This window comes from Rugosimonospora acidiphila (assembly GCF_039543385.1).
Taxonomy (GTDB): Bacteria; Actinomycetota; Actinomycetes; order Mycobacteriales; family Micromonosporaceae; genus Rugosimonospora; species Rugosimonospora acidiphila.
In genome coordinates this window covers 187,154-210,238 of record NZ_BAABJQ010000015.1, presented here as the reverse complement: position 1 = coordinate 210,238, position 23,085 = coordinate 187,154, and the positions used below count along the sequence as shown (strand labels likewise).

Genomic DNA, 23,085 nt, shown 5'->3' with positions numbered 1-23,085 from the left:
CTCGACCGGACGCTCATGGCGGCCACCTTCGCGGCGGAGTGATCCGCACTCGACCGGGAAACCGCCCAGCCGTGCCCGGCGTCCAGCCGGCGACAAACGTCGTCGCCGGCCGGGCGCCGCTCGCGAATGAATCCGATTATTCCGGGCCGGTCAGGCCTTCACGAAGGCGTTGGTGAACGCCGGATACCCGAAGACGCTGCCGATGAACAGGCCGCCGGCCTTCGAGCCGTGTAGCTCGTAGCGGACGTCCACATACAGCGGCACGGCGGGGGCCAGTTCCTTCATGATGCGCTGGTCCAGCTTCGCCCACTCGGGTCCCTGCTTCGCCGGGTCCAGCGCCAGTACCCGGTCGAACTCGGAGTCGATCGCCGGATCATCCACATAGGAGGTGTCGCTGTTGCCAGAGTCTTGAATCTTGCGGCCGTCGAACAGCGGCGGCAGGATCGACGCGCCGCTGGGCCAGTCCGCTGCCCAGTTGTCGACGTACAGGTCCCACGGGTTGTTCTTCTCCTTGGTCTCGTCCAGCTTCGAGTCCTCGGGGATCGGCTTCACCGTGATCTTGAAGCCGGCCTTCTCCAGGTTGTTCTTCAGCTGGGTGGCGATCTCCAGGTCCACCGAGTCGTCCGCGGAGCCCAGTACCAACTCCGGTGTCTTCCCGGCCAGCAACTGCTTGGCCTTGGCGATGTCCCCGGTGTCGCCGGCCGGGTAGGCGTCGTACTGCTGGTACCCGATGGTGCCCGGCGGCATCAGGGTGGTCACCGGCGAGGCGACCGTCGGGCCGCCGAGCGTCTTGATCAGATCCGAGCGGTCGATGGCGTAGTTCAGCGCCTGCCGGACGCTCAGGTCGGTGACCCGCTGCACGTTGATGCTCAGCCGGGCCTCGCTCGGGGTCGGCGAGGTCAGCACCTGATCGTGCAGGTTGGTGTCCCCGACGACCCGTGCCATCAGCGAGGATGGCACGTCGTCCCAGGCCAGCGCGCTCTGGTCCGGTCCGCTGTCGCTGATCATCCGGTTGTTGGCCGCGTCCCGGTCGGGGCCGAAGGAGAAGACGAACTTGTCCGGGTACTGGTGGCGGACCGGGTCGGTGGCCGGGTCCCAGTACTGGTTGCGTTCCAGGTCCAGCTCCACCCCGGGCACGTTCTTCGTGACCCGGTAGGGGCCGGACGACAGCGGCTGGCTGTCCAGGTTGACGCCGGTGTCCTTGTCGGGCTCCAGCGGAGCGCTGGACGGCAGCGACGCGGCGAACGGCAGGTCGCAGTGCGGCATTTTGAACTCGAAGCGCAGCGTCTTGTCGTCCGGCGCGGTCAGCCCCGGCGGTAGGGCGGCCGCCTTCGGCGTGAAGTGCCAGGCGGTGTCGAACTGCGGCGTGTTCGCCAGCCACTCCTGGAGGTAGGTCGGGCCGCCGGTGAGGTCGGGGTCGAACGACCGGGCGATGCCGTAGGCGATGTCCTTGGCCGTGATGGCCGTGCCGTCCTCGAACTTGAGCCCGTCCTTGATGGTGAACTGCCACGTCTTGCAGTCCTTGTTGACGTCCGTGCCCGGCGTGGTGGCCAGGTCACCGACCAGCGTGAGGTGCCCCTTGCCGTCGTCCTTCCAGGTGGTCAGCGACCTGCTGTAGAGCGGCGCGGTCATCAGTCCGACGAACGAGTAGATCCGCTGCGGGTCGAGGTGCGAAATCTTGGCCTGCTTCAGGACGTAGAAGGTGCCGCCCTTGCGGGCATCCGGTACTTCCGCGGCGGGGCCGAGGGAGTCCTTCGGGTTGGTGTCGATCACGCCGGTGGACGTGCGGGTGTTGCCGGCCGTGTCGTGCTGCCCCGTGTTCTTGGTACACGCACTCAGCGTCAGGGCCAGCGCGAGAACGGCACCGCCGGCCGCGGCGGTTCGTAGTCGCATGTCGCCTCCTTCTCCTTATATCGGGTATCTGTCCCGGTGAAGCGTCCCGAGGTCGCGGTAGGGGAGTGGCGGTGTTCGTGGGTCGGGCCCCGGCGGCGGGCTACCGGAGGCGGACCCGGGGGTCGATGGCCGCGTACAGCACGTCGACCACGATGTTCGCCACCACGATGAAGACGGCCGCGATCAGTACGGTGGCCATGATGGTGGGCAGGTCCCCCTCGCGCACCGCGTCCCAGGCGGTGCGCCCCAGCCCCTGCAGGCCGAAGGTGGTCTCGGTGACCACCGTGCCACCGAGGGCGGCACCGACGTCCATGCCTGCGATGGTGATCAGCGGGGTGATGGCCGCCCGCAGCGCGTGCCGGCCGTACACGGTCGATCGGGGCAGGCCCTTGGCCCGGGCGGTACGCACGAAGTCCTCGGACAGGGTCTCCACCATCTGGGCCCGGGACAGCCGCGCGTAGATGGCACAGAACAGGAACGCCAGCGTCACCCAGGCCAGCACCAGCCCGTCGGCCCACCGCAACGGGTCGACCAGAATCGAGGTGTAGTGCGGCACGGGTACGACGTGCAGCGTGTAGCTGAACACCAGCAGCAGTACCGCGCCGACGAAGTACAACTGCAGCGACGCACCGGTCAGCGAGAAGCCGATGGCGAGCCGGTCCAGCAGCGTGCCCCGGCGCAAGGCGGATGTCATCCCGAGCCCGACGCCGAGCCCGAACCACAGCACCGCCGCCGGGATCACGATAGACAGCGTCACCGGCAGCACCCGGGTCAGGGTGTGGGTCACCGGTTCGCTGTTGACGTACGAGTAGCCGAGGCACGGTGCGTCGCAGTGGCCGCCCTGGGCGCTGTTGAGGTCGCGCCCGACGAAGATGCCCTTCATGTAACCCACGTACTGCTGGTAGAGCGGGTCGGACAGGCCGAGTTCCTGCCGTACCCGCTCCAGCCGCTGCGCGTCGCAGTTCTTCGGGCACATCGCGGTCACCGGGTCGCGCGGCAGCGCGAAGAACATCAGGAAGCTCAGCACGCTGACCGCGAGCAGCACGAGTATCGCCGAGAGCAGGCGCTTGACCAGAAATCGCAGCACGGCGGGCCTCTCAGCGGGAGGACTTCGGGTCGAGCGCGTCGCGCAGCGAGTCACCGAACAGGTTGAAGGCGAGCACGAGCAGGAAGATCGTCACGCCGGGGAAGAAGACATAGGTCGGATCGGTCTGCAGGTAGTCGATGCTCCTATAGATCATGGCGCCGAAGTCCGGTGTGGGGTCGACGATGCCGATGCCCAGGAACGACAGGACGGCCTCACCGGTCACGTACGAGGGCACGGCCAGCGAGAAGGAGACCAGGATCGGCGCCCAGGTGTTCGGCAGCAACTGGCGGAACAGCATGTGCCCCAGGCCGACCCCGCTGGCCCGCGCGGCCTCCACGAACTCTCGTTCGCGCAGCGAGACGATCTGCCCGCGGACCAGCCGCGCGGCCCCGGTCCAGCCGAAGACGGCGAACACCACGATCAGCAGGCCCGCCCGGAACACCGCCGGCTCGGCCTGCCGGGGCCCGTAGAAGCGCAGGGTCACCGTGGGCACCAGCGCCAGCGCGACCACCAGGAACGGCATCGCCAGGGCGAAGTCGGTGACCCAACCGATGACCGCACCCACCCAGCCGCCCAGGTAGCCGGCGAGCACCCCGGCGGCGACGCCGATCAGGGTGGTGATGACCGCCGCCGCCACCGCGATAACCAGCGAGGTGCGCAGCCCGTAGACCATCCGGATGAAGATGTCCCGACCCAGCCCCGGCTCCAGGCCGAACCAGTGCCCGCCGGTGATGCCCCCCGCGTAACCCAACGGCATGCCGAGGCCATCGAGAGCGTCCTGGAACTGCTGCTGCGGCCCCACCCCGTACAGGCGCTGGATGAGCGGCGCGGCGAGCGCTACCACGACGAAGAGGATGAGCACCGCGCCGCTGACGGTGGCGACGCGGTCCCGGCGCAGCCGGGCCCACGCCTGCTGCCCCGGCGAGCGGCCGACCAGGCCGGCCTTCGGTAGTGGCGGCTGCGGTCCGGTGGCCGAGATCTCGGACAGCGCGATGTCGTCGGCGTTGGACAGGCTCATCGCCACCACCTCCGGCTGAAGGAATTCCTCACCGCGGCGGCCCCGACTCCGGGAAATGGCATGCGGTCAGCTGCGCCCCGCCGTCCCGGTGGGCGAGGGCGGGCTCGCGCGTCGCGCAGAGGTCCTGCGCCTTCCAGCACCGGCCGCGGAACCGGCAGCCGGACTCAGCCTCGAGCGAGGAGGACACGTCGCCGGTCAGCCGGATGCGCGCGGGCGGGGCACCGATCCGGGCCACGTCCGGCACCGCGGACAGCAGGGCCCTCGTGTACGGGTGCTGCGGATTGCGGTAGATGTCATCGCGGGCACCGATCTCGACGATCCTGCCCAGGTACATCACGGCCACCCGGTGGCTGAAGTGCCGCACCACGGCCAGGTCGTGCGCGATGAACAGGAACGCCAGGCCCAGGTCCCGCTGCAGCTGGCGCAGCAGGTTGACCACCTGCGCCTGGATCGACACGTCCAGCGCGGAGACCGGTTCGTCGGCGACGATGAGCTTGGGCCGCAGCGCCAGCGCCCTGGCGATGCCGACGCGCTGGCGCTGCCCGCCGGAGAACTCGTGCGGGTAGCGGTTGTAGTGCTCCGGGTTGAGTCCGACGATCTCCAGCAGATCGCGTACCCGCCGTGTGATCCCGCCCGGCGGACGAACCCCGTTGACCCGCAGGGGAATCGCCACGATCTCGCCGACGGTGTGGCGTGGGTTCAGCGAGGAGTACGGGTCCTGGAAGATGATTTGCAGCTGTCGCCGCAGCGGGCGCAGGGCCCGGCCGCGCAGGTGCGTGATGTCCTGCCCGTCGAAGCTGATCCGCCCCGAGGTCGGTTCCAGCAGGCGCACCAGCATCCGCCCGGTGGTGGTCTTCCCGCAGCCGGACTCGCCGACCAGGCCGAGCGTTTCGCCCGGACGCACGTCGAAGTCGATGCCGTCCACGGCGCGCACGATCGAGTGGGTGCGCGGGCCGCGCCGCGCCACGAAGTGCCGCGTCAGCCCCTCGACCGCGAGCAGTGGAGCCGGCCGTGAATCGCCGGTGGTCTGTGAATCGCCCGTAGCCTTTGAGTCGCCGTCGGGCGTCGCGGCCCCTGAATCGTCGGGGTCCGGCTCGGGTCGGCGCTGGCGCGGCGTCATCCCGGCACCTCCGTGCGCGCGACGTCGCGGCGGTACAGGCGCTCGCGCTCGGCCTCGGACAGGTGGCAGGCCACCACGTGCCCGGGCGCGCCCGCCGGTAGCAACTCCGGTATCTCGGTCGTGCTGCGTCCACCGGTGGCGTCGGCGTAACCGCAGCGCGGATGGAAGGCGCATCCGGCGGGTAGGTCGATCATGCTGGGTGGGCTGCCGGCGACCGGCACCAGCTCGGCGTCCGGGTCGCCGTGCAGCGACGGTACGCTGGCCAACAACCCCCAGGTGTACGGGTGCCGCGGGTGGCGCAGGACCTGCTCCACGCTGCCCTGCTCGACGGTCCGCCCGCCGTACATGACCAGCACGTCGTGCGCGACCTGGCTGACCACTCCGAGATCGTGCGTGACGAGCACGATCGCGGTATTGAACTCCGCCTGAAGCTCGGCCAGCAGGTCGAGGATCTGCGCCTGCACGGTCACGTCCAGCGCGGTGGTCGGCTCATCGGCGATCAGCAGGTCGGGATTGTTCACCAGGGCCATCGCGATCATGACCCGCTGGCGCATGCCGCCGGAGAACTCGTGCGGGTACCGGTCGATCCGCTGCTCGGGTCGGGGAATACCGACCCGGCCGAGCATCGCTACGGCCTGTGCCCGCGCCTGCTTGCGGCCGGCCGACGGGTGGTGCACCCGGTACGCCTCCATGACCTGGCGGCCGACGGTGTAGTAGGGGTGCAGCGCGGAGAGCGGATCCTGGAATATCATCGCCATGCTCCGCCCGCGCAGCACGCGGATCTGCTCCTCGTCCAGCCCGGCGACATCGCGGCCGCCGACCAGGATCTGGCCGCCCAGGCGGGTGCGGCGCGGGTTGTGCAGGCCGAGCACGGCCAGTCCGGTGACGCTCTTGCCCGAGCCGGACTCGCCCACGATGCACAGGGTGCGGCCCCGATCGACGGAAAACGACACCCCGTTGACCGCGCGCACCACGCCGTCTTCCGTGTCGAAGCGCACGGTCAGGTCCCGCACCATCAGGTAGGGCTGCGACCGCGACCGCTCGGGCGCGGATACCGGCGGAACCAATGAACCTCCCGGACTCTACTGCCGGCGGCGTTCCCGTCCGAGCGACGGCCGGGAACGCCGGAGTTGCGGCCGATCGGCGCTTGACCGGTCGGCCGGGTGATCAAGGAGCGTCTATACCGTACCTTGCCCGCAACATCCTCGCGGGTCAACAGCGGCCACGAAGATTCACAGGTTCGAGATGCTCGGGGAGGCCGGAGTCACCGCGCTGCTCAGATATCGCCGCAGCACCTCGACACCGAACTCCAGGCTCTGCACGAGTACCCGTTCGTCGACGCCGTGTACGTAGTCGTCCTGATGGAACCCGGGTGGCGCGCTGGCCGGGGAGAAGCCGTAGCACTGGATGCCCAGCCTGCTGAACTTCTTCGCGTCGGTACCGCCGCCGGTGCACGACGGCAGGACGAGCGCCTGCGGGTCCTGCGCGCGCAGTGCCGCCGCCATGGCCGCGAACTCGGCCGTGTCGTGCCGCGCGGCGATCGGTGCGCCGTAACCCAGCATCTCGCGCGTCACCTGGTCGCCGAGCAGTTCGTCCACGGTGTCGAAGAAGGCTTCTTCGGCGCCGGGGAGGATGCGGCCGTCCACGCCGGCCGTGGCGGTGCTCGGCACGACATTGTGCTTGTACCCGGCCGACAGCATGGTCGGGTTGAGCGAGTTCGAGATGACCGGCCGGACCAGCGCCGCCGCGTCGCCCAGCCGGTCCAGCGTCGCCGGGTCCGCCGGGTCGATGTCCACGCCGAGGTGCGCCCGCAGCCCGTCCAGCAGCGAGGCCACGGTCGGGGTCAGGTGCACCGGCCACACGTGGCGCGCCAACCGGTCCACCGCGGCGGCCAGCGCCGCCACCGCGTTGCCCGGGTTGGGTCGGGAACCGTGCCCGGCCGGCCCCTTGGCGACGAGGTTCATCCAGGCGCTGCCCCGTTCGCCGGCCGCGATGGGGTACAGCCGGCCACCATCCGGCAGGTGCACGCAGTACCCGCCGGACTCGCCGATCGCCGTGCGTACCCCCTCGAACAGCTCGGCGTGCCGCCGCACCAGGAAGCTCGCGCCATACTGCCCGGAGTCCTCCTCGTCGGCGACGAAGGCCAGCACGATGTCTCGCGGCGGGACGAATCCGCGACGGCCGAAACAGCGGGCGACGGCGAGCATCATCGCGACCATGTCCTTCATGTCCAGGGCGCCGCGACCCCAGACCGCGCCGTCACGCACCTCTCCCGCGAACGGGTCGAAGCTCCAGTCCGCCGAGTCGGCCGGCACCACGTCCAGGTGCCCGTGCACGAGCAGCGCCGGCGCCCCGGGATCGGCACCCGGGATGCGGACCACGGTGTTCGCCCGGCGGGGCGCGGCCTCCAGTACGAGCGGCTGGTAGCCGACATCGGCGAGCTGCTGCGCTATCCACTCCGCGCAGGCGCGCTCGCCGCGGGCCTGGCCACCGCCGAAGTTCGACGTGTCGAACCGCACGAGCCGGGAGCACAGCTCGACGGTCTCGGCGACCAGTGCCGGATCGGCGGGGGCGGCCACGGTCCCGCCGATCGGCCGGCTCACCAGTTGGCCTGCGCCGGGGGAGCGGGCAGCCGCTTGTCGGGTGGATGGATGAGGTAGGCCGTGCCGCCACTGCTGTTGCGCCAGGCCGTCTCGAACTCGGGCCGGCCGAACACCTTGCGTACCGCCGCGTCGTCGGGCGCGGCCGGATCGTTCATCACCGGGTCGCCGTGCTCGGTGAACCCCGCGATCACCATGAGGTGGCCGTTGGTGGAGTAGTCGGCGCCCGGCACCTGACCCTTCGCGAAGGCCGCCGACACGATGACCGGCACCCCCTCGGCGATGAACCGCTCCACCTCCTGGAACGAGCGCAGCCGGGTGACGCACGCGGCCAGCCCGAACCGGGCCGCGTACGCGGTGTTGAAGGGCCAGTTGCCGCAGCCGCTGTAGTTGTTGTCGTAGGTGTTGCGGGCGGCGTAGTCGACCCACGGGTCCGCGTAGGACGGGTCGACCCAGCCGTAGTCGGCCGGCCTCGGGCCCTTGCCCCAGTAGGCGACGACCATCGAGGTCGAGGTCGGGCTGCACCACGCCTCGCCGCCGTTGTCCCACTGCGGGTACTGGTCGACGTGGACGTCCTGGGAGTATCTCGGTACCGGTAGGACGGTGCCGCGGGCGAACCGCGCGGTGCTGGTCGGATAGTCGGCGGGTTCGGGCAGCAGAGAGGCCATGGCGCCGATCGAGCGCAGCGCCGGGGTCCGGGTCGTGCCGGCCAGCCGGTACAACGTGCCGCGCAGCTGCCACCGCACCAGACCGGCGCCGTCGGCGGCCTCGAACGTGTCGATGTCCACGGTGCCGTTCGCGTCGCCCTGGCCGGGCACCGAGGTGCGGGAGAAGGCCGCGTCGTCGGCCGCCCAGCGACCCATCACATACCACTTGGTGGTCGCACCGGTGGCGGTGATGCCACGCAGTTCGGTCTGCAGCCACGTGCCGCTCGGCGTGTCCGCGTTCCAGGACGCCACGGCCTGGCTGGCCGCGAAGCCCGGACGGACCCAGGGAGACGTCCAGGTGGCGTACTCGTAGTCGCGGCTCACGCCGGTGAACGGGTCGCTGTAGGTGGTGCGGCCGATCGGGGTGTGGACGGTGAGAGTCTGACCCCGCCACGCCGTGCCGGCCGAGGTTCCGGCGGCGAATCCGGCCCGGCCGCTCCACGCACGGTAGCCGATGTCGCGCGCCGGTTCGGCCGGCCGCGCGGCCGCTGCGGCGGCCTGGGCCAGGTGTGGACCGGCCAGCATGCCCAACGATCCGCCGGCCACACCGCGCAACAGGGTACGTCGATAGATGGTCATGACGGCCCCTTCCGAGAGATTCCGTCGATTCTTACAGATTTCTATATTGATGAACATAGCGAGGAGCAAACGGGCTGGCCCGACGGAGGGGGCGCTGGCGGTACCGGCGGTACCACCGACACGCCCGGGGGCATCCGGCGCGCCGGAGTCGGCCGGGGCGCCGTCGCCGTCCCGTTACGTGATGAGGATTCACGCCGAAATCAGTTCAATGAATCGCGCGGTGCCGTCTCGGCGACACGTTTGTCCTGCCCGTGCGGTCGCGAATCATCGGCGTGTCGCGAAAACTCCTTATCTACCAGCAGATATTCACGTTTTTCGCTGGAAAGAACCCGACACAGGTGTTGCACCCGCCACCGCTGTCGAAGAAGGTCCAGCCATGTCCCAACAGCCGACAGCAGTGGCTCGAATCCACCCATGAGCGCCAGGCCCCTGACATCCCGGTCCGGTGCAAATCCGGGCAAGTTGCTCGGCGCGACGCCGACATTCCGCCGGCGTCGCCGGTCGGTGATCGTTGACTAGTCCTGGCGCCACGGCCAGCTGTGCGGATCGCTCGCCGGAACGCGAGCACCGCGACGCCGTGACGGCGGGGCCGCGGAGGTGTTCGGAGTGGTAGCTCGGTCAAGCTCGGTCCCGATACTTATGATGACCGGCTTCGGCATGGCCGCGGTCAACGGCGCGGCGATAGCGCTGCACGCCGCGTCCGGGTCCGCCGGCAACTGGCCCTGGCGGCTGGACGCGGTCCGGACGCGGCCCCTGGCGTGGTCCGCGGGCGTCACCTCGGCGGCCATCGTCGCCAGCGCCACCACCGCGGGGATGCTGCGGTGGTGGGCGGACCGCAAGTCCTCCCGCGCGGTGCCGGCCCTGCAGCGGCCCAAGGGATGGGTACTGTCCCGGTCCGACGAGGTCAACCAGGTGGTGACCGCGCTGACGGGCGGCGGCAGGCCGGTGGGTCCGACCATCGCGCTCGAGGGTGCGGAGGGATTCGGCAAGACCACCGTGGCGAAGCTGGTCCGGACCCACCGGCGGGTACTGCGGCACTTCGGGCAGCGGGTGTTCTGGGTGACGCTGGGCCGCGAGGTGATGTCGGCGGCGGCGATCGCCGAGAAGGTCAACGACGTCATCAAACTGCTCGACCCGGGCCGCACCGAAACGTTCACCGATCCGCGGCAGGCCGGCGAACACCTGGCGACGCTGCTGGACACCGGGCCGCCGTGCCTGTTGATCCTCGACGACGTGTGCTACCCGCAGCAGCTGGTCCCGTTCACGGCCGGCGGCCGGCAATGCTCCCGACTGTTGACCACCCGCGTCCCGGTGGCGCTGGACGAGCACGGCGTCACCGTCCCGGTGGGGCAACTGCCGGCGAACCGGGCACGGACCCTGCTGACCCGCAACCTTCCGGCGCTGCCCGGCGACCTCGTCAACGCCCTGGTCGCACAGACCGGACGGTGGCCGCTGCTGGTGAGGCTCGTGAACGCGGCGCTCGCCGGGCAGGGCAAGACCGGGGCCGACCTGGTCGAGGCGGCGACAGACCTGTGCGACCGGCTGCGCCGGGCCGGTGTGCCAGCCTCCGGCGAGCCCACCGAGCCCGGCGGCGGCCACGAACTGGACGTCGAGGATCCGGGCCAGCGGCAGCGCGCGATCCGCGCCGCCCTGGAGGCGAGCCTCGGGCTGCTCACCGACGACGAACGGGCCCGCTGCGCCGAACTGGCCATCTTCGCCGAGAACGAGGCGGTACCGGTCACCCTCGCGGCCCGGCTCTGGCGGGTCACCGGTGGGCTGCGCCTGCCGGCCACCGGGCAGCTGTGCGCCCGGCTGGACGCGTTGGCGCTGATCTCGCTGACCGGCAGCGGCGCCGACGCGGTGATCGGCGTGCACGGCGTCGTGCACGACCACCTGCGCGAAATCCTCGATCCCGACCGGCGGGCCGCGGTGCACCGGGCGCTGCTGGACAGCGTCGCCGAGGACCTGCCCGCCCCGACGCCGCTGGACGGAGCCATGGCCGCGTGCGGCACCGCCTGGTGGGAACTGGACCCCTCCGCACGGTACCTGTGGAAGCACCTGGTGGGGCATCTCGTCGCCGCCGGCCGGGCCGGACAGGCCGAGGCGCTCGCCAGCGACCTGCGGTGGGTCGCGGCGCGGCTGGTCCGGTTCGGTCCGGCGGCCCCGCACGCCGACCTGGCCCTGCTGGACAGCCCGCGGGCGACCCGCCTGGCCGCCGCCCTCGCACAGGCCGCGAACCTGCTCGGCCCCACCGATCCGGCGTACGCCCAGATCGACATCCTGTACAGCCGGGTCGCGCACGGTCCCGACTGGGGCCCGCAGGGCGCCGCGCTGGCCGGCGAGCGCCGGGTTCCCCGGCTGGTCAACCGGTGGCCGCTTCCGGACCTGCCGCAGCCCGCCCTGCGCCGCACCATCGCCGGCCACGCCGGACGGGTGCTGGCCGTGGCGATAGCCCCCGACAGCAGCTGGCTGGCCACCGCCGGCGACGACGAGACGGTGCGGATCTGGAACGTCGCGACCGGCTGTGCGCGTGCGGTACTGACCGGCCACCGGGGCCGGGTGCTGGCGGTGGCCGTCGCCGCGGACGGCAGCTGGCTCGCCTCGGCCGGTGACGACACGACCGTGCGGATCTGGGACGCCGACACCGGCCAGCAACGCGCCGTGCTCGCCGGCCACGACACCGCCGTGTGGGCGGTGGCCATCGCGCCCGACGGCACCTGGCTCGCCTCGGCCGGCGGGGACGGCACGGTGCGGATCTGGGACGCCGAGACCGGCGAGCAGCGCGCCGTGCTCACCGGTCACACCGAATGGGTGCTGGCGGTCGCCATCGCACCCGACGGGTCCTGGCTCGCCTCGGCCGGGGACGACAAGACGGTGCGCATCTGGGACGCGGAGACCGGCGACGAACACGCCACCCTCACCGGTCACACCGCCTCGGTGTGGGCGGTGGCCATCGCGCCCGACGGCATGTGGCTCGCCTCCGCCGGCCGGGACTACGCGGTGCGCATCTGGGACTCCGGCACCGGCGACGAACACGCCACCCTCACCGGCCACAACGGTTGGGTGTGGGCGGTGGCCATCGCGCCCGACGGCACCTGGCTCGCCTCCGCCGGCGACGACAAGACGCTACGGATCTGGGACGCGGTCACCGGCGAGGAGCGCACCCAACTCGCCGGCCACACCGCGCGGGTGTGCGCGATGGCGGCCGGCCCCGACGGCACCTGGGTCGCCTCCGCCGGCGACGACGAGACGGTGCGGATCTGGGGAGCCAGCACCGGCCGCCGGCGCGCCGAACGGGCGGACCACCGTGGCCGGGTCTCCGCCGTGGCCATCGCGCCCGACGGCACGTGGCTCGCCTCGGCCGGCGACGACGAGACGGTACGGATCTGGGACTGCTTCACCAGCCATCAACGCGACCAACTGGCCGGCCACTCCGGTCGGGTCTGGGCGGTGGCGATAGCGCCGGACGGTGCCTGGCTCGCCTCGGCCGGCGACGACCGGACGGTGCGGATCTGGGACGCGGCCACCGGGGACCAGCGCGCCTGGCTCATCGGCCACACCGATTGGGTGCGGGCGGTGGCGATCGCGCCGGACGGTACGTGGCTCGCGTCGGCGGGCGACGATTGGACGGTGCGGATCTGGGACGCGGCCACCGGCCGTCAACGGGCCGAACTCACCGGCCACACCGCCTGGGTGCGGGCGGTGGCGATCGCGCCGGACGGCACGTGGCTCGCGTCGGCGGGCGACGATTGGACGGTACGGATCTGGGACGTGGCCACCGGGGAGCAGCGCACCGTGCTCACCGGCCACACCGACTGGGTGGAGACGGTGGCGATCGCGCCGGACGGTACGTGGCTCGCGTCGGCGGGTGACGATTGGACGGTGCGGATCTGGGACGTGGCCACCGGGGAGCAGCGTGCCGTGCTCGCCGGCCACGCCGGTCGGGTGCGGGCGGTGGCGATCGCGCCGGACGGTGCCTGGCTCGCCTCGGCCGGCGACGACCAGACGGTACGGATCTGGGATGTCGGCAGCGGTGACGTCCATGCCCTCATGCGGGTGGACAACGAGGCCGCCAGTTGCGCCTGGACGCCGGATGGCCGGGCCGTAGCCGTCGGCGGCACGGCCGGCATCTACCTCTTTTCCTTCGAACGGGAGCACAAGCCGGCGGTGCGGGTGCCGGTCTCGGTCGACCTGCGAACCTCGGACGAGATCTGACCCCGCCCGGTCGACAGCAAGTTGGCCTGCCGGCACCGGGCATACCATCAGCGGATGAGCGCCACGGCCCAGACACCCGACCCCGACGACATCCTCGTGACCATCGGCCACCCCATGGGCGACATCGAGGTATCGCTGGCTGCCTGGATCGCCACGGGGCCAGGACCGCGACCGTTCGTGCGACCAATCCGCGCACGATCGCGCCTGACCGGCCAGCCGCTACCGCTATCGATCATTCCGTTGCGGTACCGCAACGACGAGCAGTCGCGCGAAGCGATCGACAACGGTCACCTCGTCAACCCATGGCCAGACCGCAGCCCCCAGTCTCCTGATCCGGCAGGCACGCCTTAGCGGCCGTCGAGCGAGTGGTCCCAGCCCGGTGGCGTCGGTTCGACTCGGAGGGTGGACCTCCGTCCCTCTCTCCTGGAAATGGTGGTACTAACTCCACCCCCGATTGGGGTTCTGGTGCCCGTGTCCGGCCGCCGTGCCGCCGGCAGTATCGGTGTCGACACAGCCGACACTGTCGAGAAGGGACACAGCGATGAAACATCGAATCGGTGCGGGGATCGCCATCGGTCTGGCCGCCGTGCTGGTCAGCGCGGGCGCCGCGGCGGCGGCCGGCGGAGCGGGGAAGTCCACTGTGGACAGCACCGTCGTGCGGACCGACGCCGGTGCCGTGCGCGGCACCGCCGAGGCGACCCACCGCACCTTCCAGGGCATCCCGTACGCGGCTGCGCCCGTCGCGGCGCTGCGCTGGACGGCACCGCAGCCGGCGGCGTCGTGGACCGGGGTCCGGGACGCCACCCGGCCAGGCAACGACTGCCCGCAGACCGCCGGCTTCCTCGGCGACGCGCCCAGCGACAACGAGGACTGCCTGTACCTCAACGTGACCACGCCGCGGCGGACCTCCGGCCGGAAGCTGCCCGTCGTCTTCTTCGTGCACGGCGGCGGGTTCTACTCCGGCTCGGCCCGGCTCTACGGCGCCGACCGGCTCACTGACCAGGGCGACGTGGTAGTGGTGACCGCCAACTACCGGCTCGGCGTCTTCGGTTTCCTGGCCAACCCGGCGCTCGGCGGCGACCAGTCCGGCAACTACGGGCTGCAGGACCAGCAGGCCGCGCTGCGCTGGGTGCGGCGCAACGTCGCGGCGTTCGGTGGCGACCCGCACAACGTCACGCTCGTCGGCGAGTCGGCCGGCAGCGTGAGCACCTGCTCGCACCTGGCGGCGCCGTCCTCCGCCGGCCTGTTCCAACGGGCCGTGATGGAGAGCGGGCCGTGCGCGGTGACGACCGAGTGGCCGTACCAGGACGGTGGCAACTGGTACCCACGGGCCCGGGCGGTCGCGGAGCAGGAGGGCTCGGCGCTGGCGCAGCGGGTCGGCTGTGCCGACCCCGCGACGGTGGCGGCGTGCCTGCGCGCGGTACCGGTGGCAACCCTGCTCGAGGCGTCCGCCGGGGGTCAGGGCTACGGGCCGGTGTACGGCGGCGGGCTGCTGCCGATCAGCCCGGCGCAGGCCGTGGCGACCGGCCGGTTCAACCGGGTACCGGTGATCCAGGGCACCACCCGGGACGAGCACCGGATGTTCGTGGCGGCGATCGAACAGTTCACCTCGCACGTGGTCACCGTCGACGACTACCAGAACGAGGTCGAGTCGGTGCTCGGCGCGGCCGACGCGCAGCGGGTGCTGGCCCGGTACCCGGTCAGCGACTACGCGTCGCCGAGTGAGGCGCTGGCGGCCGTATGGACCGACCGGGCCTGGTCCTGCCCGGCATTGACCACCGACCGCGCGCTGTCCAGGTACGTGCCCACCTACGCGTACGAGTTCGCGGACGAGAACTCGCCCTGGGCGTCGGACAGCCCGCCGCCGAGCTTCGCCACCGGTGCCTTCCACGCCAGCGAACTGCAGTACATCTTCGACGACGAGCAGTTCCCGGGCCCGGCCACGGCGGCGCAGCACCAGCTCTCCAACCAGATGATCGGCTACTGGAGCGCCTTCGCGCACAACGGCAACCCGAACCGGCCCGGCACCCCCGACTGGAGCCGGTTCCAGGGCTCGACCACGACGGTGCGGTCGCTGACGCCGAACGGGATCCGGACGGTCGACCTGGCCGCCGAGCACCAGTGCGGCTTCTGGTCCTCGATCGACGGCTGACGCCGCCGGATCGAAGCCGGGGTGCGGGTCCGCGAGGGCCCGCACCCCGAGGCCGTGCCTGTGGTAGGTTTTGCGGCGCCGTGCACTGCCGCGACCCGAGGAGGTGAGACCGATCAACGCTGTGACAGGTCGGGGCTCCCTCCCACGCATGGTCTAGGGAGCGCCCGCACAAGGCATCCCGAAAGGCCCGAAACGCTTTGCGCTTCATCTCCGCGACGTCGTCCGACGGCGTCATCGAACGGCTGTTCACCCTTCCCTTCACCTTTGGTGAGATTCCCGGTGTGCTGTGGACACCCGAGGACGCCGCCGGGGCGCGTCCGCTGATCCTGATGGGGCACGGAGGCGGGCAGCACAAGAAGGCCCCCGGCATCGTGGCCCGCGCCCGCCAGTTCGTCGCCGAGGGCGGTTTCGCGGTGGTCGCGATCGACGCGCCCAACCACGGCGACCGGCCGAAGACCGAACAGTTCGCCCGGATCGCGGCCGACCTACGGTCCGCCGTGGCCACGGGTGAGGACCTCGCCGCACGGCTGGCGACCATGCACACGTTCCTGACCGACCAGGCTGTCGCGGAGTGGCGGGCGGTCTTGACCGCGATCGGAGAGCTCGACGTCGTGGGCGCCGGCCCCGCCGGCTACTGGGGCATGTCGATGGGCTGCGGCCTCGGCGTCCCCTTGGTCGCCGCGGAGCCCAGGATCCGCGCGGCGGTGCTGGGCCTGCTCGGCGTGCACGGGCTGGCCGCCACCGCCGCTCAGATCACCGTACCGGTGCGGTTCCTGCTTCAGTGGGATGACGAGCGGGTGCCGCGGGACCAGGGACTGGCGCTGTTCGACGCGCTGGCGTCGGCCGACAAGACGCTGCATGCCAACCCCGGCAAGCATGGGGAGACCCCCGCGACCGAGACGGGCAGCGCGTCGCGGTTCTTCGCCCGGCACCTTGATTAGGTCCGCCGCCTCATAGCGCGTGAACGCGCCGACCCGGAGTCGCTCCCGGTCGGCGCCTTCGCGGCGGGCCGCCGGTCTGGTCGCCGAACAGGGGTTCCACCCGAATCTCGGGCGGTACGCCCTCGCACCCCCGCCACCATGGCGAACGCGGCGACGGGACCCTGATCGTCCGGCCGCGCACGGTCACCTGATGAACTCGGGCCTGACCTCCAGCCCGGGATCCTCAAACCGGTGGTAGAGGTCGCCGGGGTGGTTGCACCCCACGCACACACCGGCACCGGTACGCAGAAACCGGGTCTGGTTGGCCATGTCGACCGCCGCCAGCAGCGGGTTCTGCTGCGTCTCCTGCCGGACGCGGTCGTCCGCCGTGGTGCTGGCGCCCGCCTTGGTGTCCAGCCTCGTCTGGAAATACAGCAGGCTCGCCTGGAACTCGAGCAACTGCGCGTTGGGCTCGACTAACGCCGTCGCGTCGGTGGTCGAGCCGGCCGGCGGGTCGGTGCCGCCCGCGGCCAGCTGTGTCCACCTCTGGAAGGCCTCGCCGATCGGCGACTCGGCCAGGCCCTCCAGGTAGCCGCGGACCAGCCCGACAACCTCGAAACGGTCGATGCCGAACGGCAGGGGCACCGAGTCCAGCACGGTGGTGAGGGTGCTGGCGGCCAGGTCCGCCGCCTCGTCGGCCGCTTCCCGACGCTGATCGGTGCGCTCGTCCTGGTCCTGGACGGTGGTCAGCCGTCGACTGAGATCGGCCGCGTCCGAGGGCGTCCCGGCGAACCCCGCTGCCGCGTCCGGATGCGGTGGTGCGGTGTCCGGGGCGGCGTCGGACCCGGCCGCATGGGGGGCCTTCTGGCGGGCCTGGCCCTGCAGCTGGCCGAGTTGCCGGATCAGCGCCGCCTCGGTGCCGGTCGGCCCGTCCCCGGCGCGGTGCGGATGATCGATCGTGTGGATGTCGGCCAACATCGCGCGTAGCACGGGCACGTCCGGCGGATTCGGCACCGAGAACGCCCGGGTCACCGCCTGCGAGATCGCCTGCTCCCGCTCGGCAGCGGCCTGCGCGCTCAGCGAGGCCGTGTAGTGCGCGCGCATGCGGTGCGCGAGCACCGGGGTGACCGCGACGGGGGCGAGGGCCACCAGGAACGCGGCGAACATCAGCACCGTGCCGGTGATCGACCCGGTCCGGGCGCCGAGCCTGACCCCAGCGGTGACCCGCCGGACCCCGGAGCGCATCCTCGTCGCCCAGCGGGGCCCGAATGCCAGTGCGAGCTGCGCGCCGGTCAGCGCCGCGTAGACCAGCGCCCACAACCACCACGGCAGGTCGATCACGTCGCGCAGCCGTGCGGCGACCCCCTTGACGGCATCGACCTCCGTGCGGGGCAGGTCGAGCACGTTGGCCAGCCACGCCAGCGTCAGCACCGCGACCACCCCGAGCCCGAGCGCGCCGACGGCATCCGCGGCGGCCCTGACCGCCAATCGTCCGCCGCGCGCCATGGCCCGCCATGCCAGCACCACCAGCGTCGCCATGATCGGCAGCAGCGCCACCTCGTCGATGCCGCCGAGCAGCTGGTTGGCCAGCAGGAGGAACAGCGGATAGGCGGCCACGGCCGCGGCGGCCGGCACGCGCAGCCAGCGCCACCGCGGCGGGAGCCCGTGGGTCCAGCGCAGCACCAGCCACGCGCAGCTGGTGCCGACGGCGAGCGCGAACAGGCTCTGGGCGGCGACACTCAGCGCCGCCGTGAGTGGCGGGAGATGATGCTCGCGTCGGGCGACTGACCACGCCACCAGGGGGATCATCAGGCCAAGAATGGCTCCGAAGTTCAGCCACATCGTCCTCGAGTCCCACACCGACAGGATCAGGAAGGTGAGCACGCACGACCCGATCGTGGCCCACACGACGCAGCGCTCGGCGATCGCTCCGGCCCCGGCCAGCTCGCAGGTAGCCATGGCGGCCGTGAACGCGCCGAGTACGGCGGCGAGCACGATCGCGCGCCGCCGCCTGACGGCGGCGAACGCCACCACCATCGCGCACCGGTTGAACAGGCACGCCCCCGTGAAGCCGACGATGAGTGACACGGCCAGGGCGGCGAGGACCGCATCGTAGCGACTGTAGATATCGAGGAACGATCGCGTCCACGGCTCCAGCAGCACCGTTGGCACCCAGGCCGCCGCGACCGCGAGCCCGGCGGTGAAGGTCGCGATGCGGGTGCTGCGCCAGTCGCCGAGCCGCAGCAGGCGAAGCCGTGCCTGCGCCATCATGGCGGACAGTTTAGGTGGTCGATGCGACAGATCTGGGCTGCCAGCCGACCGCGGCACGCTCGGGCCCCGGCTCGGGTGGGGCGCCCGCCGGAGACGGACACCCCACCCGGGCGGTACCGCGACGCGTCCCCCCGCGACTCGCCGTGGCGTTATCGGCTGTAGTTCTTACCGGGGGGCATGCCGGGGATCGGCTTGCCGATGAGAGCGACGGGGATGAAGTAGCAGATCAGGCTGATCGCCAGGGTGAGGGTCCACAGTCCCTTGTCGTCGTAGTGCGCGCTCGCCCTGGCGTACAGCTCGTCGGAAACGCGTTCCCCGGACGGGTTCGGGGTGAGTACGGCCTCGACGAGTTCCAGCGCGACGCGTTCGGCGTCGGTGAAGTAGGGGGCGTCCCGCCAGGACGCCACCGCGGTGATGCGCTCCTCGGTCTCCCCGATCCTGCGGAGCTGGTCGGTCTGCCCGATGGTGTGGTACGTGCTGCCGGAGATCTGCCCGCCGCGCAGCTGTACCAGGCCGATGGTGGTCTGCGGAACCGAGCCGTTCTGGATCGCCTTGACCAGGGTTCCGGCCACTCCTACGAGCTCGGGGAAGAACTGGGTGGGGTCGGGCAGTCGCGACTCGAGGTCGTCCCGCGTGGTTGTGGTGATCGTGGACATGGTGAGGTCTTCCCTTCTCGATCTCACTGGTGGTTTGAGGATTGGTGCCTCACGGACATCCAGACGCCGGCGCCCCGATCCGCGTGACAGCGTGGCCGTGTGGCGTAGGCCACCGATCGCGGGTGTCACACGGTGATGGTGTCCGGCGTCTTGTGGGTGGCACAGTCGAGCGACAGGCAGGAGTCGGCAATGAGCGCGCGGACCGTGGACCCGGCCACCGAGGCGTTCCTCGCCCATCGCAACCTGCTGTTCACCGTCGCGTACGAGATGCTCGGCTCGGCCGTGGACGCGGAGGACGTCCTGCAGGAGACCTGGTTGCGGTGGGTGGGCGTCGACCTGGACACGGTGCTGGATCAGCGGGCCTATCTGGTGCGGATCACCACTCGTCAGGCGCTGAGCCGGTTGCGTACGCTGCGCCGGCGCAAGGAGTCCTACGTCGGACCCTGGCTGCCCGAGCCGCTGCTGACCGCGCCCGACGTGGCCGAGGACGTCGAGTTGGCCGACAGCGTGTCGATGGCGATGCTGCTCGTGCTGGAGACGCTCACCCCGACCGAGCGGGCGGTGTTCGTGCTGCGCGAGGTGTTCGACCTGGATTATGACGAGATCGCGGCCGCCGTCGGCAAGAACCCGGCAACGGTCCGCCAGATCGCCCACCGCGCCCGGGCGCACGTCGCCGCGCGCCGACCGCGCGAGGTCGTCTCCGTGACGGAGACCCGGGGCGCGATCGAGGCCTTTCGGCGTGCGGTGGAAACCGGCGACCTGCAGCACCTGCTCGACATCCTCGCGCCGGAGGTCGTGCTCCTCGCCGACGGCGGGGGAGTCGTGCCGGCCGGGCAGGGACCCATCGTCGGGGCCGAGCGGGTGGCCGAGGTACTCGGCCGGGTCGCCGCCGTGGCGTCGCTGCATCCGGCACCCGTCAACGGCTACCCGGCGCTGATAGTCAGGATCAACGGCGAGATCGACGCCGTGATGACGGTACGCGTCGACGGCGGCCTCATCGCCGGCCTCTACGCCGTACGCAATCCCGAGAAGCTGTCGTACCTGCGGCGGGAGGCCGTCCTGCAACGCCGCGCCCGGGGCCTCTCGGCACCCAACGACGCGACCGGCACCTCCACCGGCAGGTAGCCGCCGAGGTGCGGACCGTTGCCCAGCCGCCGCCGATCCACGCGCATCCAGGCGCCCGGCCGGATGGCGGCGGATCGGCCAAGGGCGCGCCGGCCCGCCGCGCCGCCGGAGCGGCGGGGCGGGCCGGTGGGCTGGGCGTTGTCGAGTGCCGCGATGGGACCAGCGTGCCGGGTCGCACCCTGGTCATGTCATCGCTCGACGCGCACGGCACTGAAGAAGCGCCGGAGTTCCGGGGCGACGACCTCCGGTTTCCCGCCCGCGTTGGCCTTGGTGACGTCGGAGGATCCACCGTGGTCGAGTCCGGCGAATTCGATCCGGGTCGCGTTCGGCAGCGTCTGCTCGAGCGCGTCAAGGCTGGGCTTCAGGAATTCGAGCCCCTTGCTGCCACCGAGGAGCAGTACCGGCGTCGTCAGGTCCTGGAACGTGTGCAGCGTGCCGGCCATCTCGCGGATCAGGCGGCCCTCGTAGCCGATGGTCGGTGCGAGTTTGCGCATCGTGACGTCGTCGGGGCCGGCCGACTTGTCCTCGCTCTTCATGGCCAGGTTGGTGAAGCCTTCGAGCAGCCAGCGCGGCAGGTAGTTGAGCATCGCCGGGCCGAGTTTGAGGCCGATCATGCTGGTGACCATGGCGGCCGAGACGTCGCCGTCGCCGATCTCGCGGTCGAACCGGTCGATCCAATCGACAAGCCCCTGGTCGTATCCGTCGACCAACAAGGCCGGCTCGTAGACCGCGACGCGCTCGATCTCCGGCAGTGAGACGGCGGCCTGGAGGGCGACGAGCCCGCTCGCGCTGACCCCGAAGACATCGCGGGCACCGGTCGCGGTCAATACCGCCCGCAGATCCTCGACTTCGCGGGCGATGCCATACCCGTCGCCGTAAGGACCGGTCATTCCGCGTCCGCGGCGGTCGGGCAGGTAGACGGTGAACCTGTCGGCCAGCGCGGACGCCAGCTGCATGTGATTCTGTGCCGATTCCATCGAGCCGTGCAGGAGCACGATGCCCGGCCCCTGGCCGAGCTGGCGGTAGCCGACGCGGGTGCCGTCGTGGGACGTGACGAAGTGGGTCTCGAAGTCGGTCATGGCAAGATAGTTTCACTGCAACTAGTTCGCTGTCAACTAGTTATTTTGGGTGTAGTGTGTCGAGGGTGAACGGTTCACCGATGGCTCTGACGATCCTGGCGTTGCTGCACTACAAACCCCTTCATCCGTACGGCGTCCAGCGCCTCATCCAGGAGTGGGGCAAGGACCACGTGGTGAACGTGAGCCAGCGCGCCAGCCTCTACCGCACCATGGAGCGGCTGCTCGCCGAGGGGTTCATCGCGGTGCGGGAGACCTCCCGCGATCAGGCCTACCCTGAGCGCACCGTCTACGAGGTCACCGAGGCGGGACAAGCGATCGCGCACCAGTGGATCACGGCGATGCTGGGCGTACCCAAGCAGGAGTTCCCCGAGTTCCCCGCCGCGCTGTCGAACCTGCTCCTGCTCACCCCGCAGGATTTTCTCGCCACACTCGACCAACGCCTGGCCACCCTGCGGCAAACGGTCGACGCGCTCGACGAGAGCCTCTCCCGTGAAGCCGGACTCGGTCTACCGAGGATCGCGATGCTCGAAAGCGAGTACCTCCGGGCCGTCACCGCGGCCGAGGCGGAGTGGGTCCGATCGGTCGCGGACGACCTACGCCACAACCGGCTGCCGTGGGACGCGCAGGCGCTGGCCGCGTTCGCCGAAGACCAGGAGCCCTGAGACCCGCTGACCTCACGCCGCCGACCGCCCTCGATCGGGTCGGCCGGGAGTGAGGCGGCAGATCGGCCGTGGCGAACTCTCGCTGATCGCACGGCTCGTGATCGAACCGTGAGCCGCGACCTCGACCATTATCGCGTTATCGCGCGGCGGTGAGTTGTTCTCGGAGAATGTCGCCGTGGCCGGCGTGACGGGCGAATTCCTCGATCAGGAGGAGGTAGACGAACCGGAGGCTGACGTCGCCCGCACTCGGGTGCGTACCGGTGTCGTCGAGTGTGAAGTCGGCGGCGATCGCCCGGGAACGCTCGCTGGCCCGTTCGAATTCGGCGATCACGTCGGGCAGCGTTTCGCTGTCGGCGACCACGAAACTGCCGTCTCCGGGGGTGGCGTAACCGTCGCATTCGGATTCGTCCAGGCCGAGCAGGACGCGTTGGAACCAACGACGTTCGGCGAAGGCGGCGTGTTTGAGCAGCCCTATCGGGGTGGTCAGCGAGGCGACCAGGCGCCGCCGCGCGTCGGCTTCGGACAGTCCGTGCGCGGTCTCGATGAGCGCTTGCCGGTTGCGGTCGAGCATGTGCTCCAACATGAGGCGTTCGGGTCCGTTGGTCACTCGGGGCAGTATCGACATCGATCGCTTGACCTTTCGGGTTGACGGGGCATCTCGACGGATCCGGACCGCGGGCGCGGGTCCGCGCGGCGGGGGGTCCGACCGGACGGGGCTGGCCTCGATCGCCGAGGAGTACACCCGTGACACCGGTGCGGCGGCCCTCGGCGAGGTGGGCTCGAGGCGCCGTGCCGTGGACGCCTTTCGGCCCGTGTCGCGGACGCTTTTCGGTCCTGTCGGACGGTCCTCGGGGGGTGCTGTGTCCAGAGCCGAGGAGGGCCGGATCGATGACGAGGATACGTCCGCGCCGCGCTCGTGTCACGCGGCTCATGCCCCGTTGGCGCCCGGCCGGTGCCGATACGCCACCGCGACAGGCTGTGACGGTCGATGCGGGCGCCGC

Annotated in this window: 17 protein-coding genes; 6 read left to right on the top strand and 11 right to left on the bottom strand. The window is 71.1% G+C overall.

Going from position 1 to position 23,085, the window contains the following annotated elements; translation table 11 throughout:
* Positions 1-150: 150 nt before the first annotated feature.
* The 7 genes from ABEA87_RS24445 to ABEA87_RS24415 all read right to left on the bottom strand — a co-directional run bounded on the left by ABEA87_RS24445 (position 151) and on the right by ABEA87_RS24415 (position 9,004).
* Positions 151-1,893, bottom strand: a complete 1,743-nt coding sequence (locus ABEA87_RS24445) for an ABC transporter substrate-binding protein (protein ID WP_345633200.1) — start codon at positions 1,891-1,893, stop codon at positions 151-153.
* A gap of 100 nt (positions 1,894-1,993) precedes the next feature.
* Positions 1,994-2,980: an ABC transporter permease gene (locus ABEA87_RS24440; RefSeq protein ID WP_345633198.1), complete on the bottom strand. Its 987-nt coding sequence runs from the start codon at positions 2,978-2,980 to the stop codon at positions 1,994-1,996.
* Positions 2,981-2,990: 10 nt separating this feature from the next.
* Entirely contained in the window at positions 2,991-3,998 is a 1,008-nt protein-coding gene (locus tag ABEA87_RS24435; protein WP_345633196.1) for an ABC transporter permease, read from the bottom strand.
* A gap of 28 nt (positions 3,999-4,026) precedes the next feature.
* The gene (locus ABEA87_RS24430; RefSeq protein WP_345633194.1) at positions 4,027-5,118 is read right to left on the bottom strand and encodes an ABC transporter ATP-binding protein; all 1,092 of its coding nucleotides are present in this window, start codon (positions 5,116-5,118) and stop codon (positions 4,027-4,029) included.
* On the bottom strand, positions 5,115-6,134 hold the full coding sequence (locus tag ABEA87_RS24425) for an ABC transporter ATP-binding protein (protein WP_345633221.1): 1,020 nt from the start codon (positions 6,132-6,134) through the stop codon (positions 5,115-5,117). The genes ABEA87_RS24430 and ABEA87_RS24425 overlap by 4 nt, the downstream gene beginning before the upstream one ends.
* A 216-nt stretch (positions 6,135-6,350) precedes the next feature.
* The gene (locus tag ABEA87_RS24420) at positions 6,351-7,721 is read right to left on the bottom strand and encodes a M20/M25/M40 family metallo-hydrolase (RefSeq protein ID WP_345633193.1); all 1,371 of its coding nucleotides are present in this window, start codon (positions 7,719-7,721) and stop codon (positions 6,351-6,353) included.
* Entirely contained in the window at positions 7,718-9,004 is a 1,287-nt protein-coding gene (locus ABEA87_RS24415) for a C39 family peptidase (protein ID WP_345633192.1), read from the bottom strand. The genes ABEA87_RS24420 and ABEA87_RS24415 overlap by 4 nt, the downstream gene beginning before the upstream one ends.
* A 642-nt stretch (positions 9,005-9,646) precedes the next feature.
* Here ABEA87_RS24415 and ABEA87_RS24410 point away from each other — a divergent pair.
* From ABEA87_RS24410 to ABEA87_RS24395, 4 genes are all read left to right on the top strand, one after another.
* Positions 9,647-13,219, top strand: coding sequence for an NB-ARC domain-containing protein (locus ABEA87_RS24410; RefSeq protein WP_345633191.1), 3,573 nt, complete (start codon positions 9,647-9,649; stop codon positions 13,217-13,219).
* A gap of 54 nt (positions 13,220-13,273) precedes the next feature.
* The gene (locus ABEA87_RS24405; RefSeq protein WP_345633189.1) at positions 13,274-13,570 is read left to right on the top strand and encodes a hypothetical protein; all 297 of its coding nucleotides are present in this window, start codon (positions 13,274-13,276) and stop codon (positions 13,568-13,570) included.
* A gap of 190 nt (positions 13,571-13,760) precedes the next feature.
* Positions 13,761-15,371, top strand: coding sequence for a carboxylesterase/lipase family protein (locus ABEA87_RS24400; RefSeq protein WP_345633187.1), 1,611 nt, complete (start codon positions 13,761-13,763; stop codon positions 15,369-15,371).
* Between the two features lie 197 nt (positions 15,372-15,568).
* Positions 15,569-16,312, top strand: coding sequence for a dienelactone hydrolase family protein (locus ABEA87_RS24395; RefSeq protein ID WP_345633185.1), 744 nt, complete (start codon positions 15,569-15,571; stop codon positions 16,310-16,312).
* Positions 16,313-16,495: 183 nt separating this feature from the next.
* Here the strand turns inward: ABEA87_RS24395 and ABEA87_RS24390 are convergent, their stop codons facing one another.
* Both ABEA87_RS24390 and ABEA87_RS24385 read right to left on the bottom strand, forming a co-directional pair.
* Positions 16,496-18,562, bottom strand: a complete 2,067-nt coding sequence (locus tag ABEA87_RS24390) for a hypothetical protein (protein ID WP_345633183.1) — start codon at positions 18,560-18,562, stop codon at positions 16,496-16,498.
* 149 nt (positions 18,563-18,711) lie between these two features.
* Positions 18,712-19,218 carry a carboxymuconolactone decarboxylase family protein gene (locus ABEA87_RS24385; protein ID WP_345633182.1) on the bottom strand — a complete coding sequence of 169 codons (507 nt, stop codon included), beginning with the start codon at positions 19,216-19,218 and terminating at the stop codon, positions 18,712-18,714.
* A 189-nt stretch (positions 19,219-19,407) separates the two neighbouring features.
* Here ABEA87_RS24385 and ABEA87_RS24380 point away from each other — a divergent pair, with 189 nt between their 5' ends.
* Entirely contained in the window at positions 19,408-20,343 is a 936-nt protein-coding gene (locus tag ABEA87_RS24380) for an RNA polymerase sigma-70 factor (protein ID WP_345633181.1), read from the top strand.
* 188 nt (positions 20,344-20,531) lie between these two features.
* Here ABEA87_RS24380 and ABEA87_RS24375 read toward each other — a convergent pair whose 3' ends face one another.
* Entirely contained in the window at positions 20,532-21,422 is an 891-nt protein-coding gene (locus ABEA87_RS24375) for an alpha/beta fold hydrolase (protein WP_345633180.1), read from the bottom strand.
* An 80-nt stretch (positions 21,423-21,502) separates the two neighbouring features.
* Here ABEA87_RS24375 and ABEA87_RS24370 point away from each other — a divergent pair, with 80 nt between their 5' ends.
* On the top strand, positions 21,503-22,084 hold the full coding sequence (locus ABEA87_RS24370) for a PadR family transcriptional regulator (RefSeq protein WP_345633178.1): 582 nt from the start codon (positions 21,503-21,505) through the stop codon (positions 22,082-22,084).
* A gap of 136 nt (positions 22,085-22,220) precedes the next feature.
* Here ABEA87_RS24370 and ABEA87_RS24365 read toward each other — a convergent pair whose 3' ends face one another.
* Entirely contained in the window at positions 22,221-22,691 is a 471-nt protein-coding gene (locus ABEA87_RS24365) for a DinB family protein (protein WP_345633176.1), read from the bottom strand.
* Between the last annotated feature and the right edge of the window lie 394 nt (positions 22,692-23,085).

Bases quoted from the DNA above. Each gene is read 5' to 3' on its own strand.
- ABEA87_RS24435 (WP_345633196.1), bottom strand. From the start codon at position 3,998: ATGAGCCTGTCCAACGCCGACGACATCGCGCTGTCCGAGATCTCGGCC.
- ABEA87_RS24390 (WP_345633183.1), bottom strand. From the start codon at position 18,562: ATGATGGCGCAGGCACGGCTTCGCCTGCTGCGGCTCGGCGACTGGCGC.
- ABEA87_RS24405 (WP_345633189.1), top strand. From the start codon at position 13,274: ATGAGCGCCACGGCCCAGACACCCGACCCCGACGACATCCTCGTGACC.
- ABEA87_RS24415 (WP_345633192.1), bottom strand. From the start codon at position 9,004: ATGACCATCTATCGACGTACCCTGTTGCGCGGTGTGGCCGGCGGATCG.
- ABEA87_RS24425 (WP_345633221.1), bottom strand. From the start codon at position 6,134: ATGGTGCGGGACCTGACCGTGCGCTTCGACACGGAAGACGGCGTGGTG.
- ABEA87_RS24400 (WP_345633187.1), top strand. From the start codon at position 13,761: ATGAAACATCGAATCGGTGCGGGGATCGCCATCGGTCTGGCCGCCGTG.
- ABEA87_RS24385 (WP_345633182.1), bottom strand. From the start codon at position 19,218: ATGTCCACGATCACCACAACCACGCGGGACGACCTCGAGTCGCGACTG.
- ABEA87_RS24370 (WP_345633178.1), top strand. From the start codon at position 21,503: ATGGCTCTGACGATCCTGGCGTTGCTGCACTACAAACCCCTTCATCCG.
- ABEA87_RS24410 (WP_345633191.1), top strand. From the start codon at position 9,647: ATGACCGGCTTCGGCATGGCCGCGGTCAACGGCGCGGCGATAGCGCTG.
- ABEA87_RS24375 (WP_345633180.1), bottom strand. From the start codon at position 21,422: ATGACCGACTTCGAGACCCACTTCGTCACGTCCCACGACGGCACCCGC.
- ABEA87_RS24380 (WP_345633181.1), top strand. From the start codon at position 19,408: ATGAGCGCGCGGACCGTGGACCCGGCCACCGAGGCGTTCCTCGCCCAT.
- ABEA87_RS24430 (WP_345633194.1), bottom strand. From the start codon at position 5,118: ATGACGCCGCGCCAGCGCCGACCCGAGCCGGACCCCGACGATTCAGGG.
- ABEA87_RS24445 (WP_345633200.1), bottom strand. From the start codon at position 1,893: ATGCGACTACGAACCGCCGCGGCCGGCGGTGCCGTTCTCGCGCTGGCC.